Genomic DNA, 24684 nt, shown 5'->3' with positions numbered 1-24684 from the left:
CCTATTGCAGGTAGCTCAGCAGGGCGACGATCTTGACCCACAGCCTGCCGATCGGATTGAGAATATTATCATCGTCGGTGAAGATGATGACATTGGCTTGAGCGCCGCTCCGTGCCGCGCCAAGGGCGGCTTCCTTGTCGTCCTCCGGGTCGAGCAGGATTCGGACCGGGAAACGCTGCGGCTCCCGCAGCCAGCCCTTCGGCGCATCGACGGTCGACAGTTGCCCGGTCGGTGCCTCATCGCCCTGCGAGATTCCCCAGCCAACGCTGTGCACCTGGCCATGGAATAGTTTCCCCGGCCTGACGTCGAAGGCGACCAGCACTTTCTGACCCGGCTTTACATTGCCCAACTGGTTTTCGCGCAGATCGGCCGAGATCCAGCGCGGCCCGGTCTCGAGGAAGCTAAGCAGAGGCTGTCCGGGAGCGACATATTGCCCGGATGCGAGGCGCAAGTTGGTGACAATTCCGTTTGCCGGAGCCACGACCTTGGTGTTGCGCAAATCGAGCCGCGCCTGGTCGAGTGCGGCAAGCGCTTGCCGGACCTTGGGGTTGCGGTAGCCGGCCTCGCCAAGGCTTGCCTGGGCGCGCCTCAAATCCGCCTGGGCGCGCGTCAGGTCGGCTTCCGTCTTTGCCGTATCGGCGCGGGCGCGGATGCCTTGCGTTTCGGCGAGGGCGCGCTTGTCGACCAGGTTGTTGACGATGCTGCCGAGGGCACGGCTGGCGGCGAGATCGGCGCGTTGCTTGACGATCTGCGCCCGGGCCGAGGCGATGTCCGCGACCGATACGTCTGCCCCTTGCAGGGCAACCGAGAGATTGGCTTCGGCGGCGCGGACCGCCAGCTCATAAGGCTCGGGATCGATCCGGAACAGGATCTGCCCCTTGGCCACCGTGCCATTGTCCTTCACCCCGACTTCAAGGACGTCCCCGGCGACTTCGGGCGATATCTGGGTGAGGAACGTCTCCACCCGAGCTTGCGATGTGTAGGGTGTGAAACGGTCCGACAGGACATGGTAGATGAACAGGATCAGCAGGACCGCCAGCGCAACAAGGATGACTTTGCGCATCGGGTTGGCGGGAGGCGCTCCGGAGCCAACGTCGATCTCGGTCGCGACCGGCTCGGCGCCCGTAGCACTAGTGGCAGCAGGTTGAGCGGGGTCGGTCATTTCCCGTCCTTCGCGGCAAGGGCCGATGGCGCATAGGTCGGCGGGGCGACGGCCCAATCGCCGCCAAGTGCTCGGTACAGATCGATCAGCGCGCGCTCATAGTCGCCGCGGGCCGACGCTAGCTGAAGCTGCGCATTGAACAGGCTGCGCTCGGTATCGAGCACGTCAAGATAGTCCGAATAGCCATTCTCGTACCGGTCCGTCGCCAGCTCGACGCTTCGTTGGAGCGTCGCCACGCGCCGTTGGACCGTGTCCCTGAGTTCGGCATTGTGGCGCAACGCGGCCAGGGAATCGTCGACGTCCCGAAAGGCGTTCTGGATGACGAGCTCGTAGTTGGCGAAGGATTGGTTGCGCCGGGCTTCGGCCTGGTCGACCGCCGCCGTCAGTCCGCCACCGGTGTAGATTGGTCCGGCAACGTCTCCCGTGAACGACCAGGTATTTGCCGGCCCGGTGAACAGGCTTCCAAGCGACGAGCTGGCAAAGCCGAACAACCCGGTGAGGTTGATGCGGGGAAAGAAGAGGGCGCGCGCGGCGCCGATCAGCGCGTTTGAGGCGATCAGCTGCTGCTCGGCCTGGCGAATGTCCGGCCGGCGGGCCAGCAATTCCGATGGGAGTCCGGCGGGAACGGCTGGCGCGCGCAGCGCGTCCTGGCTGTTGGCACGCTCGATCGGACCCGGATTGCGGCCGACCAGAACCGACAATGCATTTTCCTGGACAGCGATCGCCTGTCTGATGAGCGGCAATTGGGCTTTTGCCGCTTCATATTCGCCGCGGACCTGCGACACTTCAAATTCGGAAACCCAGCCGCCATCCAGCCGCGTCTCGAAAATCTCGAGGGAGCGTTTGCGGCCCGCGACGGTCGATTCCGTCACCCTTAGCTGTTGGTCGAGATCAAGCAGGGTCACATAGCTGGCAACGACGGATGCGATGAGGGTGAGCGTCACACCCTGTCGCGCTTCTTCCGTGGCCAGGAGGTTGGCGCGCGCGGCTTCCGTCTCGCGGCGGATCCTTCCCCACAGGTCCACTTCCCAGCTGGCTGACAACAGGGCGCTGAAGCTGGTGCTCAGCGGGTCGACGAAGGCAGGAATTTTCTCCCTACTTGCCCGCGACCGGTTGCCGCTCAGCGCGTAACCGATCTGCGGCTGGCCCTGGGACCGCACGCCGGCGAGGATGGCGGCAAACTCGTCGACCCGGCCAGTCGCGATCATCAGGTTGCGATTGTTGGCGAGCGACTCTTGCACCAGCGCATCGAGATGGCTGTCACCGAATTGGTGCCACCAGATGGAGTCGGTTGCGGGCAAATCCTGCGAGCTTTGATTGTTGAACCGGTAGGTTTCGGGGACTGCAACCGTCGGCTTGGCGTAGTCCGGGCCCTGCACGCACGCGCCGAGGCCGAGCGACAGCAGTAAGCCGATCCGTCCCGCGCAATGCACCCAATTCGCTCCTTCCGCCGCGCGCGCACGCCAGACTGGGTCGTGACAAGGCAGTGCGCCGGCGGTTCGGATAATTGCGGAGGACAGGCGGCGGTGAACTAGGTGATTCCTCCTAGGGGGTCAGGAAAATCCACTAGGCTGCCGGTCATCGGGCGCTTTGTCGCCGCGCTACCCAGTTTCCCCAATTTGCTGGCCGTCTCCGATCGCGGAGAAGCAACTGTGCAACGTGGGACGACGCAAGTTGGCGACTAGCAACAAGATACGGCGCCCGATCCGTGAAACTCGCATGTGGCGGTCATACGATTCGTCGCGCTACGCAATCCTGTTCTCTTCGCTGCTTATAATGCTGGTTCTGCTGCCGGCCTCAAGCGCGTTCGGCTTGCCTCAGTTCTTGATTAAAATGCTCGTCGCAGCTTGCCTCGTGGCTGCGGTAATGCCGAACGCATCAAAGAGTCAGAGGTGGATCTTCCTGGCTGCCATTCTGGCGCTTGTCGTGCTCCGCTTCGTTGCCGAGCGAGACGATGTCCCGATCAACTTTGGGCCGATCCTGGCACTCTATGGGCTGACCGGCCTGATCGCGGCCGCGGGCACGCTCAGGTTCGTTGTGCAATCGCGTCAGGTTGACAGCGAGACGATATTCGCCGCGCTCAGCACCTATCTCCTGGCCGGGCTGTTCTTCGGCGTCATTTATTCGGCCATTGAATTTATGGCGCCGGGGAGTTTCACGGGACCCGACCCGTTCGACGAGGCTACTGCCGTCTATTACAGCTTTGTCACCCTCGCGACGTTGGGCTACGGCGACTTCCTGCCGCGAACCGAGCTGGCGCGTGGCGTTGCCACCTTCGAAGTCATCGGTGGCCAGCTTTATCTGGCGGTTATGGTCGCTCGCCTGATCGGTGCCTTCGGCAACAAGCCGCGAAACGGCTAGCCGATCATTCGGCGGCATTGACCGCCGGCAGCTCCTTGTCGTTTGCCGGTACAGGCACGTCGAGCCACTCCCGGAACAGCACATAGCCAACGGCCAGCAGCACCGCCCCGATGAACAGGCCAACCAGGCCGTAGGCCATGACGCCGCCGATGACTCCCAGCAGGATGATGGGCATGGGGACTTCGAGCCCGTGACCGATCATCAGCGGTTTGAGGGCTGCGTCACTGAGGCCGGCGATGATCGACCAGACGGTGAAGACGATGGCCACGGTGGTCGATTTGGCGGTGAACGCCCAGACGATTGCCGGCAGTGTGACCAGGACGACCGGAACCTGGACCACTCCCAGTGCCATGCAGATGATCGACAGCAGCCCGGCACCCGGCACTCCGATCACGAAGAATCCGATGCCGCAGAGCAGGGCTTGAACGAAGGCGACGCCAATAACGCCATTGGCTACGGAGCGGACGGTGGCGCCGATCACCGACATATAATGTTCGCCGTGATGGGTATCGCCGGTAATTCGAGAAAGGACCAACAGGGTGAATGCACGGGCCTTGTCCGAATAGGCCAAGGTGATCGCGGCAAAGACCACCGCGAGGACGAGCAGCAGTACGGCAACGAACAATCCGGCCGCGGCACCGAGCAGCCATTTGGTGAAGGACGCCAGCTGGGGCCCGAACTTCTTGGTGAATGCCGGGAGGTCGGTCGCCGCCTCGGACCATGCCGCACTGGCCTTTCCACCGACGACCGGAATGCCGGCGAGTCCCGCGGGCGGTGGCGGGATCGCCTGCTCGCCGGTCTGGATGGCGGCGACGACCTTGGGGACGCTGCTGGCCGCGCTGACCGCGGCGATTGCCGTTGGCACCAGGATCAGCGCTGCCAAGCCTGTTCCAATCACGGTGGCCGACCGCCGTGCGCTCCAGCCGCGGCCGAGCAGCCGTCGATGAAGCGGATAAAAGCAAATGGCGAGAATGAGCGTCCACAATAGCAGCCCGACAAAGGGGATCAGCAGTTGCACGTTCAAGGCGATCAGAACGGCAACCAATAGCAATGGCAAAAGCACGTCCATGATCTTGGAAACGGTTGCCTTGGCGGTGAGATTGTCAGCCATGGTTGCCTTGACGGGCTGCCCCCGGCAGCGCGCCCCCTTCTTAGATGAGTGTTGCGATCGAACTCAGTGCTCGGTCTTCGCGCCGCGGAACAGCATCAGGCAAAGTGCGGCACAAATGACGAAAGTAAGGAGGCTCGCGGTTTGACCGACTTCCGCGCCTCCGATTGAAATCGGGAACCAGAACAGCAGGCGGTAAAGCGCGACGGCCGCCACCGCCAAAAGCAAGATAGCGACGGCAGTTGTTGCTAACTTCGACATAACTTCTCCCTTCCCAGTTTAAGGCTTGATCGGCGATCGCGACTTGAGTTCGGCCAGGCCCCGAACGCTTGTGTCGGCCCAGGACCGGACAAGATCGCGGAAATCGTCACGGTTGCTGACACTGGTCCGCCACGCGTGGGAATATTCTCCGGCAAATTCTGAGTCGACCGCTCGCCCCAGGATCGCACCTGTCATCGAATCCCGTGCTTCCAGGAAAAAGGTCGCCGAGCCGGCCTCTGAAGAAAAGCTCTCGACCCGGCCGGCGCGCGGCAGGTCGGGCGCGCTCACCCTGACGTTCAATATGCCGGTTCGTATCTGCAACACGTCGGGGCCCGGCGCATCGACGATGGCATAGCCACCCTTGGTCCAGGCCTCTGTGAACAGGTCGCGGGCGGCGGTTACACCCTTGCTGATGGCCTGCTGGACGTCACGATCCGATATCCGCGACGACAGGCTTCTGGACGAGTTATTGTAGTTGCGAGCCCAGTTCTTCTCGAAGGCGACCTCGGGCTCGTCGATCATTACCTTGGTGTAACCGGTGAAGTCGGCCCCGGGCTGCAAATAGACATGGTCAAGGCGCTTGGATTTGACCTGCACCAATCCGTCCCAGGTGGTGGGCGGCTTGGCCGCGGCGGCGGGAAAGCCAACCAATATCAGGCCTGCTAGCGCAACCTTGATGAGCCGGCGTTCCACGGGAACCTCCATTGCGATTTCGGAAGGCCGTGTTCTCTCCCAACCGATGGTTAGGTCCATCGGCGGAAACCCTGACTCGAATGGCGGAAATTCTGAAAACCAAGCCCAGCAGGCTTCGTGTCGATTATTGGTTTGCGCGAAGCAATTCCGACAGTTCCTCGGTGATGCTGAAGCCGCGCCGCGCAGCGGTCAGGGCATCGGCGATCCTGGACTGGGCGTCGCCGTCGGGGCTCGAACCTTTCTCCAGCTGGTGGTCGAACATTGCAATCAGTTTGGCAAAGTCTTCCTGCAGCGAGTGAGCCAATGAAACGGCATCGACCTGTTCGAGATCTGCCGCCGCGCCCACACTACGCTTTCTGCTCATCGTCCCTCACCTGGTACGCAACGACCGCCGACCGCAGCGCTGACAGCAATCAAAGCGCTCCGACCAGTCGGTGCTAGTGGGTCAACACTGAACCTAGGTTAAACGGCACTTCACGGCGGAAGGGTGACCAACACGACAACCGCGTCCAAATTTGAAGGCCCGCCCCGGGGTCCTGGGGAGGGGGAGGCGGGCCTTCGTGCCGGCGTTGCCCCTTTTGCATTGCCTTGCGCCATCAAAACAAGCTGCTGATACTCCCTACGGACAAATCCGGCGGCGGGGCGATGATCGGGGATGCGCACCCCGCGCTCGGGAATGGTCGGTAGTGACCCCGATATTCGCGGTGCCGGCTTCGCCTAGCCTTCGGCCATGAGCAACGCCCCGTTCGACGCGGCCTATCTTCGCGAGCTGGCCGAGAAATGCCGGCAGCTGGCTTCCGGCCTGCCCGCCGAAGATGGCGTCGAGTTGCTTCGCATGGCGGCGGAATATGACGCCAGGGCCAAGCGGATCGATCGGGAACAGTCGGCGGGGACGGGCTAATCCGACCGATCTGCCAGGGCCTTGGCGCAGCCAAGGAGTAAGGCGGCTTTCGCGTACCTCCATAGTGCACCGACGGGTTCTAAGGATTATCACCGATATCTCCATTTCCACCCCAATCTTAGCAGTTCGCTGACGACGACATGCCTGGGAGGAGTTTCGAGATGGCAAAGTATAAATATGGGGTCGCGCTTCTTACGGGCGCGCTTTTGGTATCGGCAGCCGCCCTGGCCGAAGAGGTCAAGCGCGAGGCGGTCATCGTCTCCCGCGATGGCGGCAACATCAACGCCCAAACGCGCGAGGGGCCGGTGACGGTCGTGGTGTCGCCAAGTACCAAGATCACGGAAACAAGCGGCCTCGCCAAAAGGAAGGGGCGCGACATCAAGAGCCTGATTCCCGGCCTGATTTTCACCGTCGAGGGTGACCAGCAGGGCAACGCCGTGTCGGCCCAGGAAATCACCTTCAAGGAACGCGACTGGAAGACCGCGATTGCCACCAAGGCCGGCACGAAGGTCGAGCTCGCCGAACTCCGCAAGGCGATTATCGAGGGTCAGGAATATGTGATCCAGCAGGAGGTGACCGTCTATTTCGCATCTGGAAGCGCCGCCATTTCCGCTCAGGCCAAGTCGGAGCTCAAGGCGCTTGCCCAGGCGGCGCCGGGCTATGGCAACTATCGGCTATCGATCCTTGGATTTGCCGACCCAAGGGGTAATGCCGCCGCCAATGAGCGCCTCAGTCTGAAGCGCGCCGGAGCCGTCAGCAATTACCTGCGGCAGACCGGCCACATCGAGCCGGGCAGGGTATTGTCGCCGTCGGCGATGGGCGAGGGCACTACGGCGCCAGGCGAGGCAGCGCCGGCAGGGAATGACCAGGCACGCCGTGTCGTGGTTCGAGTGGTCACGCCCAAGACGCAATTGACCCAGTAAGACCGTTCAGATCGGAAGCGGGCGGGGGGTATCCTCCGCCCGCAGCTGCTTCTCTGCCGTTAGGGCCAACGACTTCGCTGGAGTTATGGTGCCCAGGGGCGGGATCGAACCACCGACACTGCGATTTTCAGTCGCATGCTCTACCAACTGAGCTACCTGGGCCCACGGACGGGACCGGTCGGTCCCTCGGGCGACGGCGTCCCTAGCGGTCGTCCCCGTCGCTGTCCAGCCCGTCTTGCTGGGCCGGCGGGCCGGCAATGCGATAGCCTTCGCCCAGCCACTTGAGCAGGTCGCGATCCTTGCAGCCGCGGCTGCAGAAAGGTGCGTGGTCGGCGGACGTGGGCTTGCCGCACAAGGGGCAGCCATTGATCTTCATTTTAGGCGGGTTCGGCATGGCCACCCGAGATGGCGAGCGACGCGTCGCTGCGCAAGGTGACGGCGCCGCCGACCTGGCACGAAAGCCGGTCGAGCCAATCGCGGTGAGTGCTGAGCACGGCAATGACGGCGGGATGCGCGGCGAGGCATGTCGCGCCGATCTCCCGGGCTGCCTGGCGAAGCAAGGCCCGCGCTTCGAACGTGGCTCGGTCGGCGGCGAGTTCGACCAATGAGGCACGGCGGCGCGGCCGAACCAGCTGCAGGAAACCGAAGCCGTTGACCGCGGTGCGTTCAAACGGCCGGGGCAATATTGCATCGAGTGCCGAAGCGGCGGCTTGACGAGCAGCCTTGCCCTTGGCCGTCGGCAGGTCGATGCCGATCGAACCCCCGATGTCGAGCCGAAGGATGGTCATCGCCGCTGCCCTGGCGCCGGCGAGCGCCAGTTCGTCGGGCGGCATGCTGCCGTCGACATCGATCAGTGTCATTGCCGGCGTCGGGGAGATGCAAAGTTCACCGCCGGGGAAGCGCACGATGCCGCTGCGGGCCTCTTCGATCAAATCTGGCCAGCCAGCCTCGTCGAATTCGCCGGTCGCCGCGTCGCGTCCGCTGAGGTCGGGCGTCGAGCCTGTTGGTTGTTCGGTCATTCGCGCCAATGGCCGCTTCCATGGCTCGGCGCCGCCAAGGTCCTCGCGCGTCACTTCAATGTTCAGGGTGGCGCCCTCGGTCACGCCCGCCGCGCCCCTGGGAAGCAGATATTCCCGGCCGTCGGCCACGGCGACCGGATTGCGTCCAACCGATTTCAGTTTCGCCTGCAAGACGGTTCCTGCGGCAATCACTCCGTCCCGAACGATCCGGGCTTCGATGATGCGTTGATTTTCCATCAGCGCCGCCCGCGTTTCCCCGATGCCGCGCTCGATCAGCCACTCAGGCAAGATCGTATCCGGCGGATTTCAGCAGCAAGCGCGTCTCGGCCAGCGGCAGGCCGACGACGTTGGAATAGCTGCCCGCAATGTGACGGACATAGACTTCGCCATAGCCCTGCAACGCATAGCCGCCGGCCTTGCCGTGCCATTCTCCATGGCCCGCGTAATAGTCGATTTCTTGCGGAGACAGGCGCTTCATGGCGATAATCGTTTCCACCAGCCGGCTGCGGGTCGGCTGGCCGGGGATGGCCAGGGCAACGCCGGTCAGCACGCGGTGCCGCCGGCCGGACAGCAGCTTCATGCAGGCCCTCAGTGTTGCCTCATCCTCGACCTTGGGCAGGATCCGGCGCCCGACGGCAACCACCGTATCGGCGGCCAGCACCAGCGCTTCGGGATGGCGCGCCGCAACCGCGTCGGCCTTCTCGATCGCAAGGCGCAGCGCATGGTCGCGTGGGCCTTCGCCAGACGGCACGCTCTCGTCGATATGGGCAGGATCGACCGCGTCCGGAACGACTCCGATGCGGGCGAGCAGGTCGAGACGGCGCGGGCTCGCCGAAGCGAGGATCAACCGCATCAGTAGCCGGGCGGGCGCTCGCGGCCAGGCATGAAGCGATAGGTGATGCGGCCCTTGGTCAGGTCGTACGGGGTCAGCTCGACCAGCACTTCGTCACCGGTCAGCACGCGGATGCGGTTCTTGCGCATCTTGCCCGCGGTGTGGCCGAGGATCTCATGGCCATTCTCCAGCTCGACGCGGAACATCGCATTGGGCAGCAGCTCCAGCACCCGTCCGCGCATCTCGAGAAGTTCTTCCTTGGCCATTCAAATCCTTCGTCTCTGAAAATTGGGTTCGCGGCTCATAGCTGCGAAGAAACGCAAAGGGAAGCGGCGCTGCCTAGACCGTCAAAACCGACGATCCGGTGGTTTGGCGGGCCTCAAGCGCGCGGTGTGCCTCGGCCGCATCCTTGAGCGGAAAGCGTTGCTTGACCTCGACCCTGATCTTGCCGGTCGCCACCATCTCGAACAGCTCGTTGGCGGCGGTATCGAGTTCGGCCCGGGTGGCGACGTAATGGAACAAGGTCGGCCGGGTCAGGAACAGCGAGCCTTTCTGCGCCAGTAGCAGCGGCGAAATCGGATCTACCGGCCCGGATGCATTGCCGAAACTGACCATCATTCCACGCGGCGCCAAGCAATCGAGCGAGCCCATGAACGTGTCGCGCCCGACGGAGTCATAAACCACCGGCAGCTTGGCTCCGCCCGTGATCCGATCGACCTCTGCGACGAAATCCTGGCGGGACGTCACGATCGGATGAGCGCAGCCATGGGCCTGCGCGATCTCCGCTTTCGCATCGGTCGACACCGTGCCGATCACCATTGCGCCAAGCGCCGCCGCCCATTGGCACATGATCAGCCCAACGCCTCCTGCGGCGGCGTGGACCAGGATCGTGTCGCCAGCCTGGACCGGGTAGACCCTCCGCAAGAGCATGTGCGCGGTCATGCCTTGCAGCAGCATCGCCGCGGCCTGTTCGTCGCTGACTTCATCGGGAAGACTGACCAGCCGGTCGGCATCGATCAGCCGTTCCTCGGCATAGGCCCCGATCGGGCCGGAATATGCGACGCGATCGCCTGTTCGCAGCCAATCGACGCCCGGGCCGACGGCCTCGACCACGCCGGCTCCCTCGACACCGGGAATGAACGGGGCCGGCTGGGGGTAAAGGCCGGTGCGGTGATAGACGTCGATGAAGTTGAGCCCGATCGCCGTCTGGCGTAGCCGCACCTGGCCTGGACCAGGCTCGCCGACCTCAATGTCATCCCAGCTAAGCACTTCTGGGCCACCAGTTTGGTGGACTTGGATCGCTTTTGTCATAGTGGGGAGATGGGCGTGGGGCCGTGTAAAGAAAAGCCCCGCCACAGCAGTGCCGGGCGGGGCCAGTTTCCTTTGCGCAATGCGCCGGTTTAGATGCCGGCGCCCCGTGCCGCCAGCGCGGCCAGCAGCAGCAGCGCGACGATGTTGGTGATCTTGATCATCGGGTTGACCGCCGGGCCGGCCGTATCCTTGTACGGGTCGCCCACCGTGTCGCCGGTGACCGCGGCCTTATGGGCTTCTGAGCCCTTGCCGCCGTAATTGCCGTCCTCGATATATTTCTTGGCATTGTCCCAGGCGCCGCCGCCCGAGGTCATCGAGATGGCGACGAACAGGCCGGAGACGATCACGCCGAGCAGCAGTGCGCCGAGCGCGGCAAAGCCCTGGGCCTGGCCCGCCACCGCGGTGATGACGAAATAGACCAGGATCGGGACCAGCACCGGCAGCAGCGACGGGATGATCATTTCCTTGATCGCCGCCTTGGTGACCAGGTCGACGGTGCGCGCATAATTGGGGCGCGACGAGCCATCCATGATGCCGGGATTGCTGCGGAACTGCTCGCGGACGTCCTTGACGACGTCGCCCGCGGCGCGGCCGACGGCGGTCATGCCCAAGGCTCCGAACAGGTAGGGCAGCAGCGCGCCGAGCAGCAGGCCGACAATGACGAACGGATTTTCCAGGCTGAAGTTGACCTCCAAGCCAGGGAAGAATTCGCGCAGGTCGGTGGTGTAGGCCGCGAACAGGACCAGGGCGGCAAGCCCCGCCGACCCGATCGCATAGCCCTTTGTCACCGCCTTGGTGGTGTTGCCGACCGCGTCCAGCGCGTCGGTGCGATTCCGAACGCTGTCGTCCAGTCCCGACATTTCCGCGATGCCGCCGGCATTGTCGGTGACCGGGCCATAGGCATCGAGCGCGACGACCATGCCGGCCAGGGCAAGCATCGAGGTGGCGGCGAAGGCGATCCCCATCAGCCCTGCAAGCGCATGGGCGGTGATGATCCCGGCGCAAATCACCAGCGTCGGCAGGGCAGTCGATTCAAGGCTGATCGCCAGGCCCTGGATGACGTTGGTGCCGTGGCCGGTTTCCGAAGCGCGGGCGATCGACTTGACCGGACGGAAATTGGTGCCGGTGTAATATTCGGTAATCCAGATGATGAGGCCGGTGATCACCAGGCCGAGCAGCATGCACCAGTAAAGGGCCATGCCGGTAAAGGTCGCATCGCTGGCGGCGATCGGCGCGTTGAGGTCGCCCAGCGCGTAGCGAGTGGCGAAGAAGATCGCGATCGCCGAGATGACAGCGGTCACCCCGAAGCCCTTGTACATCGCGCCCATGATGCTCTGGCCCTTGCCGAGGCGCACGAAATAGGTGCCGATGATCGATGCGATGACGCAAACGCCGCCGATCAGCAGCGGCAGGCTCATCAGCGCGAGCAGGCCGTCGCCGGCCGTCTTCACCAGCAGCGCGGTAAGCACCATGGTGGCGCCGACGGTGACGACGTAGGTTTCGAACAGGTCGGCGGCCATGCCGGCGCAATCGCCGACATTGTCGCCGACGTTATCGGCGATGACCGCCGGGTTGCGGGGGTCGTCCTCGGGGATACCGGCCTCGACCTTGCCGACCAGGTCGGCGCCGACGTCGGCGGCCTTGGTGAAAATGCCGCCGCCCAGCCGGGCGAAGATGGAAATCAGCGAGGCGCCGAACGCCAGCGCGATCAGGCCGTTGACGACCGTGCGGTCTTCGCCGCCGATGCCGTGGCCGGCGACGAACACGAGGTAATAGAAGAAGACTGAGATCGCGAGCAGCGCGAGACCGGCCACCAGCATGCCGGTGATGGCACCGGCCCGGAAGGCCATGGTGAGGCCCTGCTGAAGGCCCTGGCTGGCGGCCTCGGCAGTACGGACGTTGGCGCGGACCGAAATGTTCATGCCGACGAAGCCGGTCGCCCCCGACAGGATCGAGCCAAGCACGAAGCCGGCGGCCGACACCGGCCCAAGGAAGGCGAATACGATTGCCGCAACCACGACGCCGACGATCGTGATCGTCGTATATTGGCGGCGCAGATAGGCCGATGCGCCCTCCTGGATCGCGCCGGCCACTTCGACCATGCGCTGGTTACCGGGCGAGGCGCGAAGCACCTGCTGGCTGGTGAGAATGCCATAGAGCAGCGCGATGACGCCGCAGGCAATCGCGATAAGGACCAGATTCATGAAGTGAGATTCCCCTATTTGACCCTAAGCACGGCGGCCCGGGTTTCCAGGAGCCGCCAGAAATTGGAACGGAACCTGTAACGGGGAATATGGCGGAGGCAACCCGCCTGTTTCGTCAATCGGTTAAACTATTAGTTGAGCAGCAGCGCGGTCACCATGCCGGAGGCCAGCCCGACCAGGGCAATGAACCACTGGCGGGCGCCAAATTCAGCAATCCTGGGTGCGATGTTCATAACCAAGCTGCTCCGGCAACGGCACTTGTCCGGCGGCGTCGAAGAGCCTGAGTTCCTCGCCTGTCGTCAGCGTGCCGATGCGGGCAAGGATGGTCCGCGCTGGTAAAGAAAGGCTTAAGGGGTCGAAATCGGGCGGCAGGGCGGCGAGGAGCGCATAATCGTCGCCGCCGGTCGCCGCCGTCAGTTTGGCGCGGCGGTCGCTGCCTAGCTCGGCAATGAAGGCGCGCGACAGGGGCAAGGCATCGAGATCGATTTCGGCACCGCATTTGCTGGCCGCGATGAGGCGGCTCGAATCAAGCAGCAGGCCATCCGACAGGTCCATCATCGCGGTTGCGTAAGGCGCCAGCAACTTGCCTACCGCAAGCTGCGGAACCGGCCGCCGATAGGCCTCGACCAGCGGGCCTTCCGATTCGCTGTCGTCGCGCAACGTCTTCAGGCCTAGCGCGGCATCTCCCAGCGTCCCGGCAAGCCACAGCGCATCGCCCGGCGCGCCCCCCGATCGCGACGGGATAGCGTTGCCGCCGCGCCCGACGGCCGTCAGACTGAGCACGCGCGGTGCCTCGGGCGGCAGCGCGATCGTGTCGCCGCCGACCAGCGACAGCCCATAAGTCTCGCATGCCGCCGCCACTCCGGCCAGGAACCGGTCGTCCCATTCGCTGTCGCCGCTCAGCGTCATTCCCATCAGCGCGGCGAGAGGCTCGGCGCCCTTGCCGGCGAGATCGCTCAAATTGACCGCGACCAGCTTCCAGCCGACCGAGGCCGGAGGGTCCGTGGGGAGGAAGTGTACGCCTTCGGCGATCATGTCGTGCGTCAGCACCAAATCGCCAAGTACGGCGACATCGTCATCAAGCCCGCGTGCCGCGGGGTCGGTGGCAAGCAGCCGCAACCTGTCGATAAATGCGAACTCGCTGCTCATGGGTCGCTTATAGACCCGTCATGGGCGGTCGAGGAAAGCCCTAAGCGGCGGGCCGCGCCGCCTTGGCGATGGCGTCGAGCAGGCCGTTGACGAAGCCCTTCTCGCGCTGGTCGTAAAAGGCGTCCGCGACATCGACATATTCGCTGATGACGCTGGCCATCGGAACGTCAGGCCGGGCAATCAACTCATAGGCCCCCACGCGCAGGATCGCCTTCATCGGCTTGTCCAGCCGCTCGAGGCTCCAGCCCTTGGCCAGCCGCTCTGTAATCAGCTCATCGATTTCGCCGCGGCGGGCCAGCGTACCTTCGACCAGATCATCGAAGAAGCTGATCTCGGCATCGGCATAGGTTTCGCCTTCGATCGTCGCGCCGAGGCGGTGATGATGGAATTCATGGAGCAGGCGCGCGGTTGGCGTACCTTCCATTTCCTGCTGGTAGAGCGCCTGCACGGCGGCGAGCCGGGCGGCGGAACGCGAGATTGAACGAGTCATGACGGCCGCGGCCTGTAGACGCTCATCGTGCCAACAGGAAGGGCTTGAGCGCCGCCGCCACTTTCCCGGGCGCTTCCCACGGCGCGAAATGGCCGACTCCGGGCAACGGGAAAACCTCCACGTCGTCGCCGATCTCGCCGATCCCTTCGAGCTGGATCGGGAGCAGCGCCTTGTCTTCCAGTCCCCAGACGACCCGGACCGGAATCTTCAGCTTCGGCACACCCCGCTCAACCCATCCCGGCATCGCCGCATTTTCACCGACCGCCGGAACCACGACCTGGCTCGACCGGTACCAGTTGAGCATCGCGGTCAGCGCGCCCGGCCGGCTCCATTGGCCGATGTAGAGCTGCCGCTCGTCCGCCGGGATCAGGGACAGGTCGGCGTGCTTGGCGAAACTCTTGTCGAAGAATGCATCGAACCCCATCGCCTGGATACTCGCCTCCATGCCGGGATTGCGAAAGGCGCGCATATATTGCGACGCGGCACGCTGCGGGGCGTCCTCGATCAGGCTTTTCTGGAAGATCAGCGGGTGGGGCGAATTGACGATCGCCAACCGCTCGATCCTCGGATTGCCGCGTAGCGCCGCGGCCCAGGCAATCGCTCCGCCCCAATCATGTCCGACAAGCGCGAAGCGATCGACATTGAGCGCGTCCGCCAAGGCGAAAATGTCGGCGATAAGCGTTTCGGTGGCATAGTCGGCGACGTCCTGCGGCCGGTCGCTCTCACCATATCCGCGCAGGTCGGGCATGATCAGCCGCAGCCGGTCCGACATCAATGGGACCAGGTCACGCCAGGTGCGATGCGATTCCGGAAATCCATGGACCAGTATCACCGGCGGAGCGTCACGCGGGCCTGCCTGCGCCACGTTCATGGCGATGCCGGTCGACAGCTCGACCATTCCCTGCTCGATCACGGATAGGTGACCGTCAACGGCACTTCGGGCAGCGGGATGAATTCCTGATCGTCGCCAGGCACAAGCGGGAAGCGGCGCGCTTTCCAATCCTCCTTTGCCTGGTTGATCCGGTCGCGCGACGAGGAGACGAAGTTCCAGAATACGTGGCGCTGGGTCGCGAAGGCCTCGCCGCCCAGCAGCATGATCCGCGACGGCGTTTCGGCGCGCAGCGTCATCGCTTCGCCCGGCTTCAAGACATAAAGTGTGAATTGCTCCAGCCGATCGCCATCGAGGCTGGCATCGCCTTCGGCCACCATCACCGCGCGTTCGTCGGTCATGGCATCGATCGGGATGCTCGATCCGCCGCCCAGCAGAATGTCGGCATAAATTGTCTCGCTATGCTGGGTCACTCCCGCGGTCTTGCCCCACAGCGTTCCCATCAGCACCCGGGCCGAGACGCCCTTGTCCTCGACCAGCGGCAGTGCGGCGCCGTCGACATGCTCGAAGGCCGGATCAATCTCTTCCTTGCCGTCAGGGAGCGCCAGCCAGGTTTGCATGCCATATAATGACGGGCCATCGGCACGCAGGGCCGCGGGCGAGCGCTCCGAATGAACGATTCCGCTGCCCGCGGTCATCAGGTTGATCGCGCCCGGTTCGATCACCGCATGGCTGCCGATGCTGTCGCGATGCTCGATGGCGCCGTCGAACAAATAGGTGACGGTGGCAAGGTTGATGTGCGGGTGAGGGCGGACATCCATGCCATGGCCGGCGGGCAGTCGGGCAGGCCCGAACTGGTCGACGAAGATGAAGGGCCCGACCATCCGCCTTGGCTTGGACGGCAGCGTCCGGCGAACGGTGAAGTCGCCAAGGTCGTGTGTCGTGGGAGTAATCGTGTCCATCGGTGCGACTCCTCTGCTTGACCCATGCACCACAATCGACTTCCAGGCAAAAGCCTCACTTAATAGTGGAACTTAAATTCTCAATAATTCAATAGTTTACTTAGAAGTTGGAGTGAAATCGACGAACGGTGCTAGTCGAATCCCGCTTCAAGTTGCTAGGGGGCCGCCCCGGTGATTCCATTTCGCCGAGTCAACGTTCGTTAAGGTTCCCGTTTTCAGAAAGCTGCGCGGGCCATCCCGGTTCGCGTGCCTGCATTCAGAATATCCAACCCCTGCGCTCTGCCTCCCCGGGCTGATGCGCAACAGCCCTGAGGTCCCCTGATGCGCAAGCTGTTAGCCGCCACTTGTTTGACGCCCTTGTCGTTCACCCTCCTTCCGGCGAATGCCCATGCGGAAACTGTCATTAGCACGGCGATCACCACTCCCGTCCTCACCGGCACGGGTAACGACGACGTCCGAATCTCCTCGACCGGGTCGGTCAAGCCGACCAGCGGCAACGCCGTCACCATCAACAGCAACGACAGCGTCAAGAACGAGGGCGCGATCCAGATAACGGGATCGAACGGCTCGACCGGCATCCTCGCCAACACCAACCTCACCGGAAACATCACCAACACCGGCTCGATCGTCATCGATGAGAATTTCACGCCCACCGACGGCGACAGTGACGGCGATCTTGACGGACCCTTTGCCCAGGGCAGCAACCGGTTTGGCATCCATGTCCTCGGCGGCGGAACCTTCACCGGCAACATCAACAACAGCGGCACGATCACCGTCGAAGGCAACCAGTCCGCCGGCATTGCGATCGACAGCACGCTGGTCGGCAATGTTTCGCTGACCGGTGGCGTCATCAACGTTATTGGCGACAATGCGGTTGGCGTTCGCACCGCCGCGGTCAACGGCAATGTCAGCCTGACTTCCGGCTCGATTGTCACCCAGGGCCTGGGCGCGGTTGGCGTCGAGCTGGGCGGCAACATCAGCGGCGCCCTGGTCATTCAAAACACGATCACCTCGACCGGCTACCGCAGCGTCAATCCCCCGGCGGACACGTCCAAGCTGGACTCGGACGACCTTCTGCAGGGCGGGTCGGCGGTCGTTGTCGGCGGCAATGTGGCCGGCGGCGTCATCTTCGACGTTCGCCCGGCCGATAACAGCACGACCGACACGGACGAGGATGACGACGGCATTCCCGATGCCAATGAGGGCAGCGCATCGATCAGCAGCTTTGGCGCGGCCCCGGCAATCCAGATCGGCACTTCCGCGCAGGCGGTTACGATCGGTCCCGTAAGCTCGTCCAGCGCCGGTCACGGGCTCGTCGTCAAGGGCATCGTCAACGGCGTCGGCATCTACAAGGGGGTCTCCGGCACCGCCATTTCGATCGGTGGCGCAGGCCAGACGGTCAATATCGCCGGCGGCGCAACCATCGCCGGGACGATTACCGCCAGGGCGGTGGAAGCTGATTCGACCGCGATCAAGATCGGTGCGGGTGCGACGGTCCCTGAGGTGGTCATCACCGGGGCCTTGGTCTCCCAGGGCGCCGGGACGGCCTCGACCACCGCTACAGGACTGCTGATCGACGTTGGAGCAACGGTCGGAACCATTCGCAACTCCGGCTCGATTATCGCGACCAGGGCCGGCACGGCGGGCAACGCAGTAGCGATCATCGACAAGTCAGGCGGCGTCGGCCTCATTGAAAACACCGGCAGCATCGGCGTGGCCAATGCATCGGCGCTCGGTACCAACGCCACCGCCATCGATCTCAGCGCCAATGGCAGCGGCGCCACGATCCGCCAGTTGGTTGTCGCGGCAAGCGCAGCGGCCCCGTCGATCGTCGGCCAGATCAAGTTCGGCGCGGGCAGCGACACGCTCGACATTCGCGACGGCAGCCTCCTTGGCGACGTCAGCTTCGGCACCGGCACCAACTCGTTGCTGCTTTCGGGCGACGGGCAGATGGTCGGCAAGGCCGACTTCGGCGGCACCGCTGGCTCGCTCCAGCTCAGCGGGACCTCCGTGTTCACCGGCAATCTGGTCAACAGCGGCGGGGTCAACGCCACGGTCGGTACCGGATCGCAGCTTAACGCCACCAACCTTGGCAGCGTCGGGCTCGCGTCGCTGACTACCGGATCAGGCGCGACGATCGGCGTGACGATCGATTCCGCCAACGGAACCAACACGCTTTACGACGTTAGTGGCGCGGCCAACCTTGGCACCAACAATCTGATCGCGGTCAACCTGCTCGGTGTCGGCGATGTCGAGGGCACCTACAAGATCATCCAGGCCGGCTCGCTGACCGGCGGCACCGGCATGGCCAGTTCGATCGACTCGCTCCCCTTCCTGTTCGACAGCAGCATTGTCACTTCGGTGCCCAATGAGGTGTCGCTGACCATCCGCCTCAAGTCGGATGATGAGCTCGGCATCAATCGCTCGGAAGGCGACATTCTCGATGCGGTGCTGGCGGCGGCGGACTCGGATGCCGGCATCTCGGGCACGTTGCTCGACATCGCGGACAGCGACACGCTCCAGGATACGCTGCAGCAAATGTTGCCCGAACATGCCGGCGGCGCATTCGAAGCGGCGACCAAGGGCTCGCGCCTGATGGGCCGAGTCCTGCTCGACCCCAAGATTCCCGGAGAGCCGGACGGCTTCCGGGTCTGGACGGAGCAGGTGGCCTGGGCGACCAGCAAGTCGATCGGCGCGACGTCCGGCTACAAGCTGGGCGGATGGGGCGCGACTGCCGGATTCGAAGCCGGTCTCGGCAAGGCCGGCGCGGTCGGCCTGACCCTGGCCTATCTGTCGGGCCGCGATTCCAAGGGTGCCAACGAACTGGTCAGCAACCAGTATGAGGGCGGCATCTACTGGCGCGGACAGTTTGGACCGTTGACCGCCTTCGCCCGCGGCACGGCGGCAACGATCAACTTCGACAACACCCGGCGCTTTAGCGGCACGGCCAATGGCCTGCCAGTTGAGCGGCAGGCCGAGGGCGACTGGAACGGCCGCCTCTATTCCGCGTCCGCCGGAGCCGCCTATGACTGGCACATGGGCCGCTTCACGGTTCGCCCGTCGGTGGTGGTCGAACATTATAAGCTGACCGAAAAGTCCTACGACGAGGAAGGCGGCGGCTCCGCTTACGACCTGCATGTGGACAAGCGCAGCAGCGACGAAACCGCGATCTCGGGCATGCTCGCGATTGGCTATGACCTGTTGGGCGAGAAGGAAGATAATAGCTGGATGCGGGTCGAACTCGAAGGCGGCTACCGTTCGATCCTCAGCGGTTCGCTGGGCACGACGACGGCCCACTTCGACGGCGGCGAAGACTTCACCCTGACCCCTGAAAAGCGGGACAGCGGCTGGCTTGCCGGACTTCGCCTGATGGGCGGCGGCGAGAATCTGTCGCTGACCGGCGAAGTCAATGCCGAAGACCAGTTCGGGAAGGTCGGAATCGGCGGCCGCGTCAGCCTGCAGCTGGCGATCTGATCATCCAATCGGCGGCGGCCCGGGTTATTCGCCCGGCGCCGTCGCCCGGATGGTTAGCGCGTGGACGCGCTCGTCCATCAATTCGGCGAGCGCCGCATAGACGCGGCGTTGGCGCTCTACGCGGCCGAGGCCCGCGAAGGCCGGGCTCTCGATCACCAGCGCGAAATGGCTTTCGCCCCTTGGGTCGTGCCCGGCATGACCGACATGCTGTTCGCTCTGATCCTCAAGAGCCAGCCTGGTCGGTTTCAGCGCTGCGTTGAGCCGTTCGATCATTTCCCTCGCAACGGGTCCGGTGGCGGTGTTTGTCATCGCGACTATATAGGGGTGTTTGAGGCTCGAGGGACAAGTGGCGACCAACAGGCAGACCAAATGGCATGGGCGAGTAGAGGGCGCGAAGGCCCGCTGCTCGGTCCGCGGCTGCCGCCAGCCGGGGGAGTTCCGCGCGCCCCTGACCCCCTCCGACTTCGACGGCCCCGGCACCTGGCAGTGGCTGTGCCTCGACCATGTCCGGGAGCACAACGCCAAATATAATTTCTTCGAAGGGATGACGACCGAAGAGATCCAGGCGGCGCAATCGCCGATCGCCGGCTGGGACCGGGCAACTCGCGCCTTCGCCCATGTCGGAACGGACGCGGGCCCGGCGTGGCGCGATTTCGCCGATCCGCTCGATGCCATCGCCGCGCGCTTCCGTCCCGAGGCGCTGCGGCAGGCGGTCGACCGTTTCACCGCCAAGGAACGCCACGCGCTGGGCGTGATGGGCCTTCAGGACGACACCGACCTGCACAAGGTCCGCAAGCGCTATTCGGAACTGGTCCGGCGTTACCATCCGGACCGCAATGGCGGCGATCGCAGCCACGAACAGAAGCTCCGCCAGGTCATCGAGGCGTGGCAATTGCTGAAGGTCGCCAACGCCTTTACCTGAACCCGATTAGTCGCGGTCGGGGGCGCCCAGGGGGAAATAGGGGCGGTAGGGCCGCGCCCCCTCAACCGACTTGCTGACTGCGGGATGTGCCAACAGGCGTGCGCGATAGGCCTTCAGGCGAGGCCGCCCGTCGCCGATCTCGTCGACCCAGTCGGCGTAGAACAGGGCCGGCGCGGCGGCGCAATCCGCCAGCGTGAAGCGGTCGCCCGCCGCCCATTCGCTGTCGGGCAGATTTTCCTCCAGCCAGTCATAGGCAATGCGGAGCGCTTTCAGGCCCTTCTCGGCACCGTAGCTGTCGCCGCATCCTTCGGGACGCAGCGCATGGTTGACCGACGGTTGCATGTTTCCCTGGATGTGCAGATCGAAGAAGCGGTCGAGGAAGCGCACTCGCAACCCGTCCTCGCCGTCCGGAATCCAGACGTTGGGTCCCGGATGGTGGGTCTGCAGATATTCGATGATGCAACTCGTCTCGGCGATCAGCCTGCCATCGTCGACCAGCACCGGAAACTTGCCGATCGGCCAGAGCGACCGGAGCTCGTCCATAACGCCCGGATTGGACGGGTCGATGTTCTTGTAGGTGTAGGGTGTGCCGTCGGCGTCGAGCGGAATCTGCACCTTCCAGCAATAGGAACTGAACGGGTGTCCATAAAGCGTCAGGCTCACCAGGCACCGTCCCTGATCTTCTCGCGCAGCTCGAGCTCGGCCTCGCTCGGCGGCTTGGTTGCAAAGGTCCCGGTTTTGACTTCGCCGGCCGGCTCGTAGCTCGCGAATACGACTCCCGTCCCCGAAATGCTATGGTCGGTCAGCTTGAGCGTTCCGGGCGCTTGCGACCCGTCGAAGATGCGCTTCCCTTCACCCAGCACGACCGGGAATGTCATCAGGATCAGCCGATCGATCAGCCCGGCGGCGAGCAGCGGTACGTAAATGCTGCTGCTGCCCTGGATCAGCAGGTCCCGGCCGTCGCTGCGCTTGAGTTCCGCGACCGCCTCGGCCGTTTCGCCAGACAGCCGATGGCTATTATTCCACTCCAGCGGCTCGTTTGAATGGGTCAGCACATATTTGTCGATGCGCTGGAATTTCTCGCCGATCGGATTGTCTTGGTTGTCCGGCCAGTAGGCAGCGAAGATGTCGTAGGTCCGCTTGCCCAGCAGCAGGTCATACTCACCCATGATGACATCGTCGAACGGGCTGTCATCCCAGAAAGGAAACGCCCAGCCACCGAACCGGAAATTGCTGGTTGGATCCTCTTCCGGTCCCCCGGGCGCCTGCATGACGCCGTCGAGGGACTGGAAAACCGCGCCCGTCAGCTTACGCATCGGCCGGCTCGCCCTTGAGCGCGGCTTCGATCTTGGCGACATCGATTTTCTTCATCGTCATCATCGCTTCGAACGCCCGCTTGGCCGCCGCCTTGTCAGGACTGGTATTGGCTTCAAGCAGGACGCGCGGCGTGATTTGCCAGGAAAAGCCCCATTTGTCCCGGCACCAGCCGCAGGCGCTTTCCTCGCCGCCGTTTCCAGTGATCGCGTTCCAATAGCGATCGGTTTCCGCCTGGTCTTCGGTCACGACCATGAAGCTGACGGCTTCATTGGGCTTGAAGTTGGGGCCGCCATTGAGGCCGACGAAGGACTGGCCGAGAAGGGTAAATTCGACTGTCAGTTCGACGCCTTCCTCGCCGCCCGGGAAATCGCCCGGTGCCTTCATGGCAGAGCCGACGCTGCTGTCGGGGAATGTGGAGGCATAGAATTCAGCTGCCTTCCGTGCTTCGCCATGGTCGTACCACAGGCATGTGATCAGCTTGTTGCCAGCCATCATATTTTCTCCTTACAGCTTGCCGACCAGGGCGAACTCCGCGCCCTGCGGATCCTGGCCGATGATGATATGATCTCCGCCTGGCACTTCATGCGGGCCCATGCCGATCGTGCCGCCATTGCCTTTCACCGCTTCGGCCGCTTTCGAAATGGACGGAACACGGACGTAATATCGCCAGCCCGTGCTTCCGCCCGGCATCGGCTGGCAAAGGGCGCCGATCGTCGTGCCGCGATGAGCGAAGAAGCGATACTCGCCAAATTCGCCCATCGGCATGAACTCGTCGCTGGTCCACCCAAACAGCTCTCCGTAAAATTCCCGCGCGGCGGAAGGATCGGTCGTGGTCAGCTCATTCCAGCTCACGCGCTGTTCCTCGGTCGGCGAGAATACGTCGCTTTGGGCGTCCGGATTCCCCTCGGGCGGGATGGGCTTCATCACATAGAAGGGGCTGCCTTGCGGGTCCGCGACCATTGCGATCCGACCCTGGGGTATGTCGAAGGCCGGCATCAATGCCTGGCCGCCCCGGGTTTCGACCGCCGCAACGGTCGCATCGACGTCGTCGACGCCGATGTAGCCAAGCCAGATCGGCCTTGCGCCATGGCCCTGCATTTCCTCGGTTAGTTTCAATACTCCGCCGGCAAAGCCGCCATCCGAGCGCCCGATCATGCGATAATCCTGGTCGCCGCCGATCGGCTCGCCGATGGTCCAGCCGATGACCGCTCCATAGAATTTGGCGGCCGCGTCGGAGTCCGGGGTCATCAGCTCGTACCAGACATTGCTGCCCTGAAGCGGGCGCGTTTGACCTTGGGCGCGGGGCGGCGCCTCAATCGTATCGGTCATTCTCGTCTCCTCTCCCTGCGGTTCAGGCGTCCGCCGTTTCCCTGGCCTTCGCCGTGTCCAGGATCGGCTCAAATCCGCCCCAGAACATGCGCTGGCCGCTGAAGGGCATGTCGCCTTCGGGCTTCAGACTCTCGTCTTCCATGATCTTTTTCCATGCCTCGTCGCGGGTCGCCTTGTCGGGCCACTCAATGAAGGAGAAGACCACCTTCTCCCCATCCTCGGCCTTCACCGCGCGATAGAAGTCTGTGACTTCACCCTTCGGTACATCGTTGGACAATGCCTCGACGACGCGGTTGGCGCCATGCCGGCGGAAGATCTTGGCCATCTTCGCCGCAAGCTTCTGATAATCGTCCTCCTTGCCCTCGGGCACCGGTACGACGAACCCATCGGTGTAATCGCCGCGGTCGGTACCTTCCTCAACGATCGCTTCGAAGCCGCCCATGATCATGCGCTTGCCGTCGAACGGCATGTTGGCGCTCATCTCCTTCATCCGTGGGTCGCTCATCATTTTTTCGTTGGCCGCATCGCGGGTCGCCTTGTCCGGATATTCGAACCAGGAAAAGACCACCTTCTCGTCGGGCTTGGCGTCGACCGCCTTGCGGAAATCGGTGACCTTGCCTTCGGGGACGTCGCTGTCCCACGCCTCGAAATGGCGGCCGACTCCGAATTCCTTGAAGATCGGCGCGGCGTCCGCGGCGCTCTTGCGATAGGCGTCCTTGTTCGCCTCCGGCACCGGCACGATGAAGCCTTCGAAATAAGTCATGCTGCCTCTCCTTCGGGTTCATGTTGTTTGTATGCGGCCATTTGATCGGCCAGCGCTCGCTGGAACGCCGGCCGGGCTTCGCCGCGCTGCTGATAGGCGGCCAGGTTGGGAAAGCCGGAGACCAGCTCGGTGTGGCGCAGGAAGCGCAGCACCGTGACCATCAACAGGTCGCCAATCGTGAAGCGGTCACCTTCCAGCCATTGCTTGTCGCCGAGCCAGTCGGCCACGCGTTTGAGTTTCAGCTTGGTGAAGTCCTCGGCACCCGGGCGGCGCAGCCTGGCCCATTCCTCGCCGGCATAGAAGATATCGATCAACAGCAGGTTGAGGATCGCCGGCTCGACGCTGTTGAGCGCTGCGTAAGTCCACTGGATCGCTCGATATTTGCCCTGCGGATCGCGCGGAAGCAGCGCCTCGCTCTGCTCGCCGAGATATTGGACGATTGCCCCGGTTTCGAAGATCCGGACTTTGCCGTCGTTAAAGCAGGGCACCTGGTCGAACGGCTGTTCGCGCAGATATTCCGCCGGCCGGACCTGGTCGAGCAGCCGCGCGCGATAGTCGAGGCCGGCTTCCTCCAGCGCCCATCGGACGCGAAGATCGCGAACCACGCCCTGGGCGAATTCGGGCACCAGCTTGAATGCAGTGATTTCGATTTCGGCGTTAGGATCGATCGGCAT

Annotated in this window: 28 protein-coding genes and 1 tRNA gene; 5 read left to right on the top strand and 24 right to left on the bottom strand. The window is 63.8% G+C overall.

Annotated features, from left to right (window positions below):
* Position 1 precedes the first annotated feature (1 nt).
* Both LZ518_RS09200 and LZ518_RS09195 read right to left on the bottom strand, forming a co-directional pair.
* Complete coding sequence (locus LZ518_RS09200; RefSeq protein WP_249915698.1) at positions 2-1162, bottom strand: HlyD family secretion protein; 1161 nt, start codon at positions 1160-1162, stop codon at positions 2-4.
* Positions 1159-2595, bottom strand: a complete 1437-nt coding sequence (locus LZ518_RS09195) for an efflux transporter outer membrane subunit (protein ID WP_249915697.1) — start codon at positions 2593-2595, stop codon at positions 1159-1161. Before LZ518_RS09195 ends, LZ518_RS09200 begins: the two co-directional genes overlap by 4 nt.
* Before the next feature lie 433 nt (positions 2596-3028).
* Here LZ518_RS09195 and LZ518_RS09190 point away from each other — a divergent pair, with 433 nt between their 5' ends.
* Positions 3029-3523, top strand: a complete 495-nt coding sequence (locus LZ518_RS09190) for a potassium channel family protein (RefSeq protein WP_249915696.1) — start codon at positions 3029-3031, stop codon at positions 3521-3523.
* A 4-nt stretch (positions 3524-3527) separates the two neighbouring features.
* On the opposite strand, the gene LZ518_RS09185 is transcribed toward LZ518_RS09190, so the two are convergent.
* From LZ518_RS09185 to LZ518_RS09170, 4 genes are all read right to left on the bottom strand, one after another.
* Complete coding sequence (locus LZ518_RS09185; RefSeq protein WP_249915695.1) at positions 3528-4634, bottom strand: AI-2E family transporter; 1107 nt, start codon at positions 4632-4634, stop codon at positions 3528-3530.
* Between the two features lie 63 nt (positions 4635-4697).
* Complete coding sequence (locus LZ518_RS09180; protein WP_249915694.1) at positions 4698-4892, bottom strand: hypothetical protein; 195 nt, start codon at positions 4890-4892, stop codon at positions 4698-4700.
* Positions 4893-4910: 18 nt separating this feature from the next.
* Positions 4911-5585 (bottom strand): DUF3313 family protein, encoded by a 675-nt coding sequence (locus LZ518_RS09175; protein ID WP_249915693.1) that lies wholly within the window; start codon positions 5583-5585, stop codon positions 4911-4913.
* A gap of 124 nt (positions 5586-5709) precedes the next feature.
* Entirely contained in the window at positions 5710-5949 is a 240-nt protein-coding gene (locus LZ518_RS09170) for a hypothetical protein (protein ID WP_249915692.1), read from the bottom strand.
* Positions 5950-6315: 366 nt separating this feature from the next.
* Between LZ518_RS09170 and LZ518_RS09165 the strand changes: the two genes are divergently transcribed.
* Complete coding sequence (locus tag LZ518_RS09165; RefSeq protein WP_249915691.1) at positions 6316-6486, top strand: hypothetical protein; 171 nt, start codon at positions 6316-6318, stop codon at positions 6484-6486.
* A gap of 161 nt (positions 6487-6647) precedes the next feature.
* Positions 6648-7409, top strand: coding sequence for an OmpA family protein (locus LZ518_RS09160; RefSeq protein WP_249915690.1), 762 nt, complete (start codon positions 6648-6650; stop codon positions 7407-7409).
* Positions 7410-7495: 86 nt separating this feature from the next.
* Here LZ518_RS09160 and LZ518_RS09155 read toward each other — a convergent pair.
* From LZ518_RS09155 to LZ518_RS09105, 11 genes are all read right to left on the bottom strand, one after another.
* Positions 7496-7571 (bottom strand) — tRNA-Phe (locus LZ518_RS09155).
* Between the two features lie 40 nt (positions 7572-7611).
* Positions 7612-7785: a DNA gyrase inhibitor YacG gene (locus LZ518_RS09150; protein ID WP_249915689.1), complete on the bottom strand. Its 174-nt coding sequence runs from the start codon at positions 7783-7785 to the stop codon at positions 7612-7614.
* A 1-nt stretch (position 7786) separates the two neighbouring features.
* Entirely contained in the window at positions 7787-8716 is a 930-nt protein-coding gene (locus tag LZ518_RS09145) for an Rne/Rng family ribonuclease (RefSeq protein ID WP_249915688.1), read from the bottom strand.
* The gene (locus tag LZ518_RS09140; protein ID WP_249915687.1) at positions 8709-9281 is read right to left on the bottom strand and encodes a Maf family protein; all 573 of its coding nucleotides are present in this window, start codon (positions 9279-9281) and stop codon (positions 8709-8711) included. The genes LZ518_RS09145 and LZ518_RS09140 overlap by 8 nt, the downstream gene beginning before the upstream one ends.
* Positions 9281-9526, bottom strand: a complete 246-nt coding sequence (infA, locus tag LZ518_RS09135; RefSeq protein WP_249915686.1) for a translation initiation factor IF-1 — start codon at positions 9524-9526, stop codon at positions 9281-9283. Before infA ends, LZ518_RS09140 begins: the two co-directional genes overlap by 1 nt.
* Positions 9527-9599: 73 nt before the next feature.
* Complete coding sequence (locus LZ518_RS09130) at positions 9600-10571, bottom strand: quinone oxidoreductase family protein (RefSeq protein ID WP_249915685.1); 972 nt, start codon at positions 10569-10571, stop codon at positions 9600-9602.
* Positions 10572-10660: 89 nt separating this feature from the next.
* Complete coding sequence (locus LZ518_RS09125) at positions 10661-12775, bottom strand: sodium-translocating pyrophosphatase (RefSeq protein ID WP_249915684.1); 2115 nt, start codon at positions 12773-12775, stop codon at positions 10661-10663.
* A 207-nt stretch (positions 12776-12982) separates the two neighbouring features.
* Positions 12983-13924: a thiamine-phosphate kinase gene (gene thiL, locus LZ518_RS09120; RefSeq protein WP_249915683.1), complete on the bottom strand. Its 942-nt coding sequence runs from the start codon at positions 13922-13924 to the stop codon at positions 12983-12985.
* A 40-nt stretch (positions 13925-13964) separates the two neighbouring features.
* The gene (nusB, locus tag LZ518_RS09115; RefSeq protein ID WP_249915682.1) at positions 13965-14414 is read right to left on the bottom strand and encodes a transcription antitermination factor NusB; all 450 of its coding nucleotides are present in this window, start codon (positions 14412-14414) and stop codon (positions 13965-13967) included.
* Between the two features lie 22 nt (positions 14415-14436).
* A complete protein-coding gene (locus tag LZ518_RS09110) occupies positions 14437-15327 on the bottom strand; it encodes an alpha/beta fold hydrolase (RefSeq protein ID WP_249915681.1) in 891 nt (296 codons plus the stop codon).
* A complete protein-coding gene (locus LZ518_RS09105) occupies positions 15324-16205 on the bottom strand; it encodes a pirin family protein (protein WP_249915680.1) in 882 nt (293 codons plus the stop codon). Before LZ518_RS09105 ends, LZ518_RS09110 begins: the two co-directional genes overlap by 4 nt.
* Positions 16206-16526: 321 nt before the next feature.
* On the opposite strand from LZ518_RS09105, the gene LZ518_RS09100 reads away from it, so the two are divergent.
* The gene (locus tag LZ518_RS09100; protein WP_249915679.1) at positions 16527-19679 is read left to right on the top strand and encodes an autotransporter outer membrane beta-barrel domain-containing protein; all 3153 of its coding nucleotides are present in this window, start codon (positions 16527-16529) and stop codon (positions 19677-19679) included.
* Between the two features lie 24 nt (positions 19680-19703).
* Here the strand turns inward: LZ518_RS09100 and LZ518_RS09095 are convergent, their stop codons facing one another.
* Positions 19704-19988 carry a BolA family protein gene (locus tag LZ518_RS09095; RefSeq protein WP_249915678.1) on the bottom strand — a complete coding sequence of 95 codons (285 nt, stop codon included), beginning with the start codon at positions 19986-19988 and terminating at the stop codon, positions 19704-19706.
* A gap of 37 nt (positions 19989-20025) precedes the next feature.
* Here LZ518_RS09095 and LZ518_RS09090 point away from each other — a divergent pair, with 37 nt between their 5' ends.
* Entirely contained in the window at positions 20026-20601 is a 576-nt protein-coding gene (locus tag LZ518_RS09090) for a J domain-containing protein (protein ID WP_249915677.1), read from the top strand.
* A gap of 6 nt (positions 20602-20607) precedes the next feature.
* Here the strand turns inward: LZ518_RS09090 and LZ518_RS09085 are convergent, their stop codons facing one another.
* From LZ518_RS09085 to LZ518_RS09055, 6 genes are read right to left on the bottom strand one after another with little or no spacing between them, the layout of a single operon-like run.
* Positions 20608-21264, bottom strand: a complete 657-nt coding sequence (locus tag LZ518_RS09085) for a glutathione S-transferase family protein (protein WP_249915676.1) — start codon at positions 21262-21264, stop codon at positions 20608-20610.
* Complete coding sequence (locus LZ518_RS09080) at positions 21261-21917, bottom strand: dihydrofolate reductase family protein (RefSeq protein WP_249915675.1); 657 nt, start codon at positions 21915-21917, stop codon at positions 21261-21263. Before LZ518_RS09080 ends, LZ518_RS09085 begins: the two co-directional genes overlap by 4 nt.
* Positions 21910-22413, bottom strand: a complete 504-nt coding sequence (locus LZ518_RS09075) for a VOC family protein (protein WP_249915674.1) — start codon at positions 22411-22413, stop codon at positions 21910-21912. Before LZ518_RS09075 ends, LZ518_RS09080 begins: the two co-directional genes overlap by 8 nt.
* A gap of 9 nt (positions 22414-22422) precedes the next feature.
* Entirely contained in the window at positions 22423-23247 is an 825-nt protein-coding gene (locus LZ518_RS09070) for a VOC family protein (RefSeq protein ID WP_249915673.1), read from the bottom strand.
* A 22-nt stretch (positions 23248-23269) separates the two neighbouring features.
* Positions 23270-24010: a DUF1428 domain-containing protein gene (locus LZ518_RS13565; RefSeq protein WP_348538674.1), complete on the bottom strand. Its 741-nt coding sequence runs from the start codon at positions 24008-24010 to the stop codon at positions 23270-23272.
* Positions 24007-24684 (bottom strand): glutathione S-transferase family protein, encoded by a 678-nt coding sequence (locus LZ518_RS09055; protein WP_249915672.1) that lies wholly within the window; start codon positions 24682-24684, stop codon positions 24007-24009. The genes LZ518_RS13565 and LZ518_RS09055 overlap by 4 nt, the downstream gene beginning before the upstream one ends.

Origin of the sequence: Sphingomonas brevis (assembly GCF_023516505.1) — a bacterium.
In the GTDB taxonomy this organism is placed as follows: domain Bacteria; phylum Pseudomonadota; class Alphaproteobacteria; order Sphingomonadales; family Sphingomonadaceae; genus Sphingomicrobium; species Sphingomicrobium breve.
This window is presented reverse-complemented; position numbering and strand designations above follow the sequence as displayed.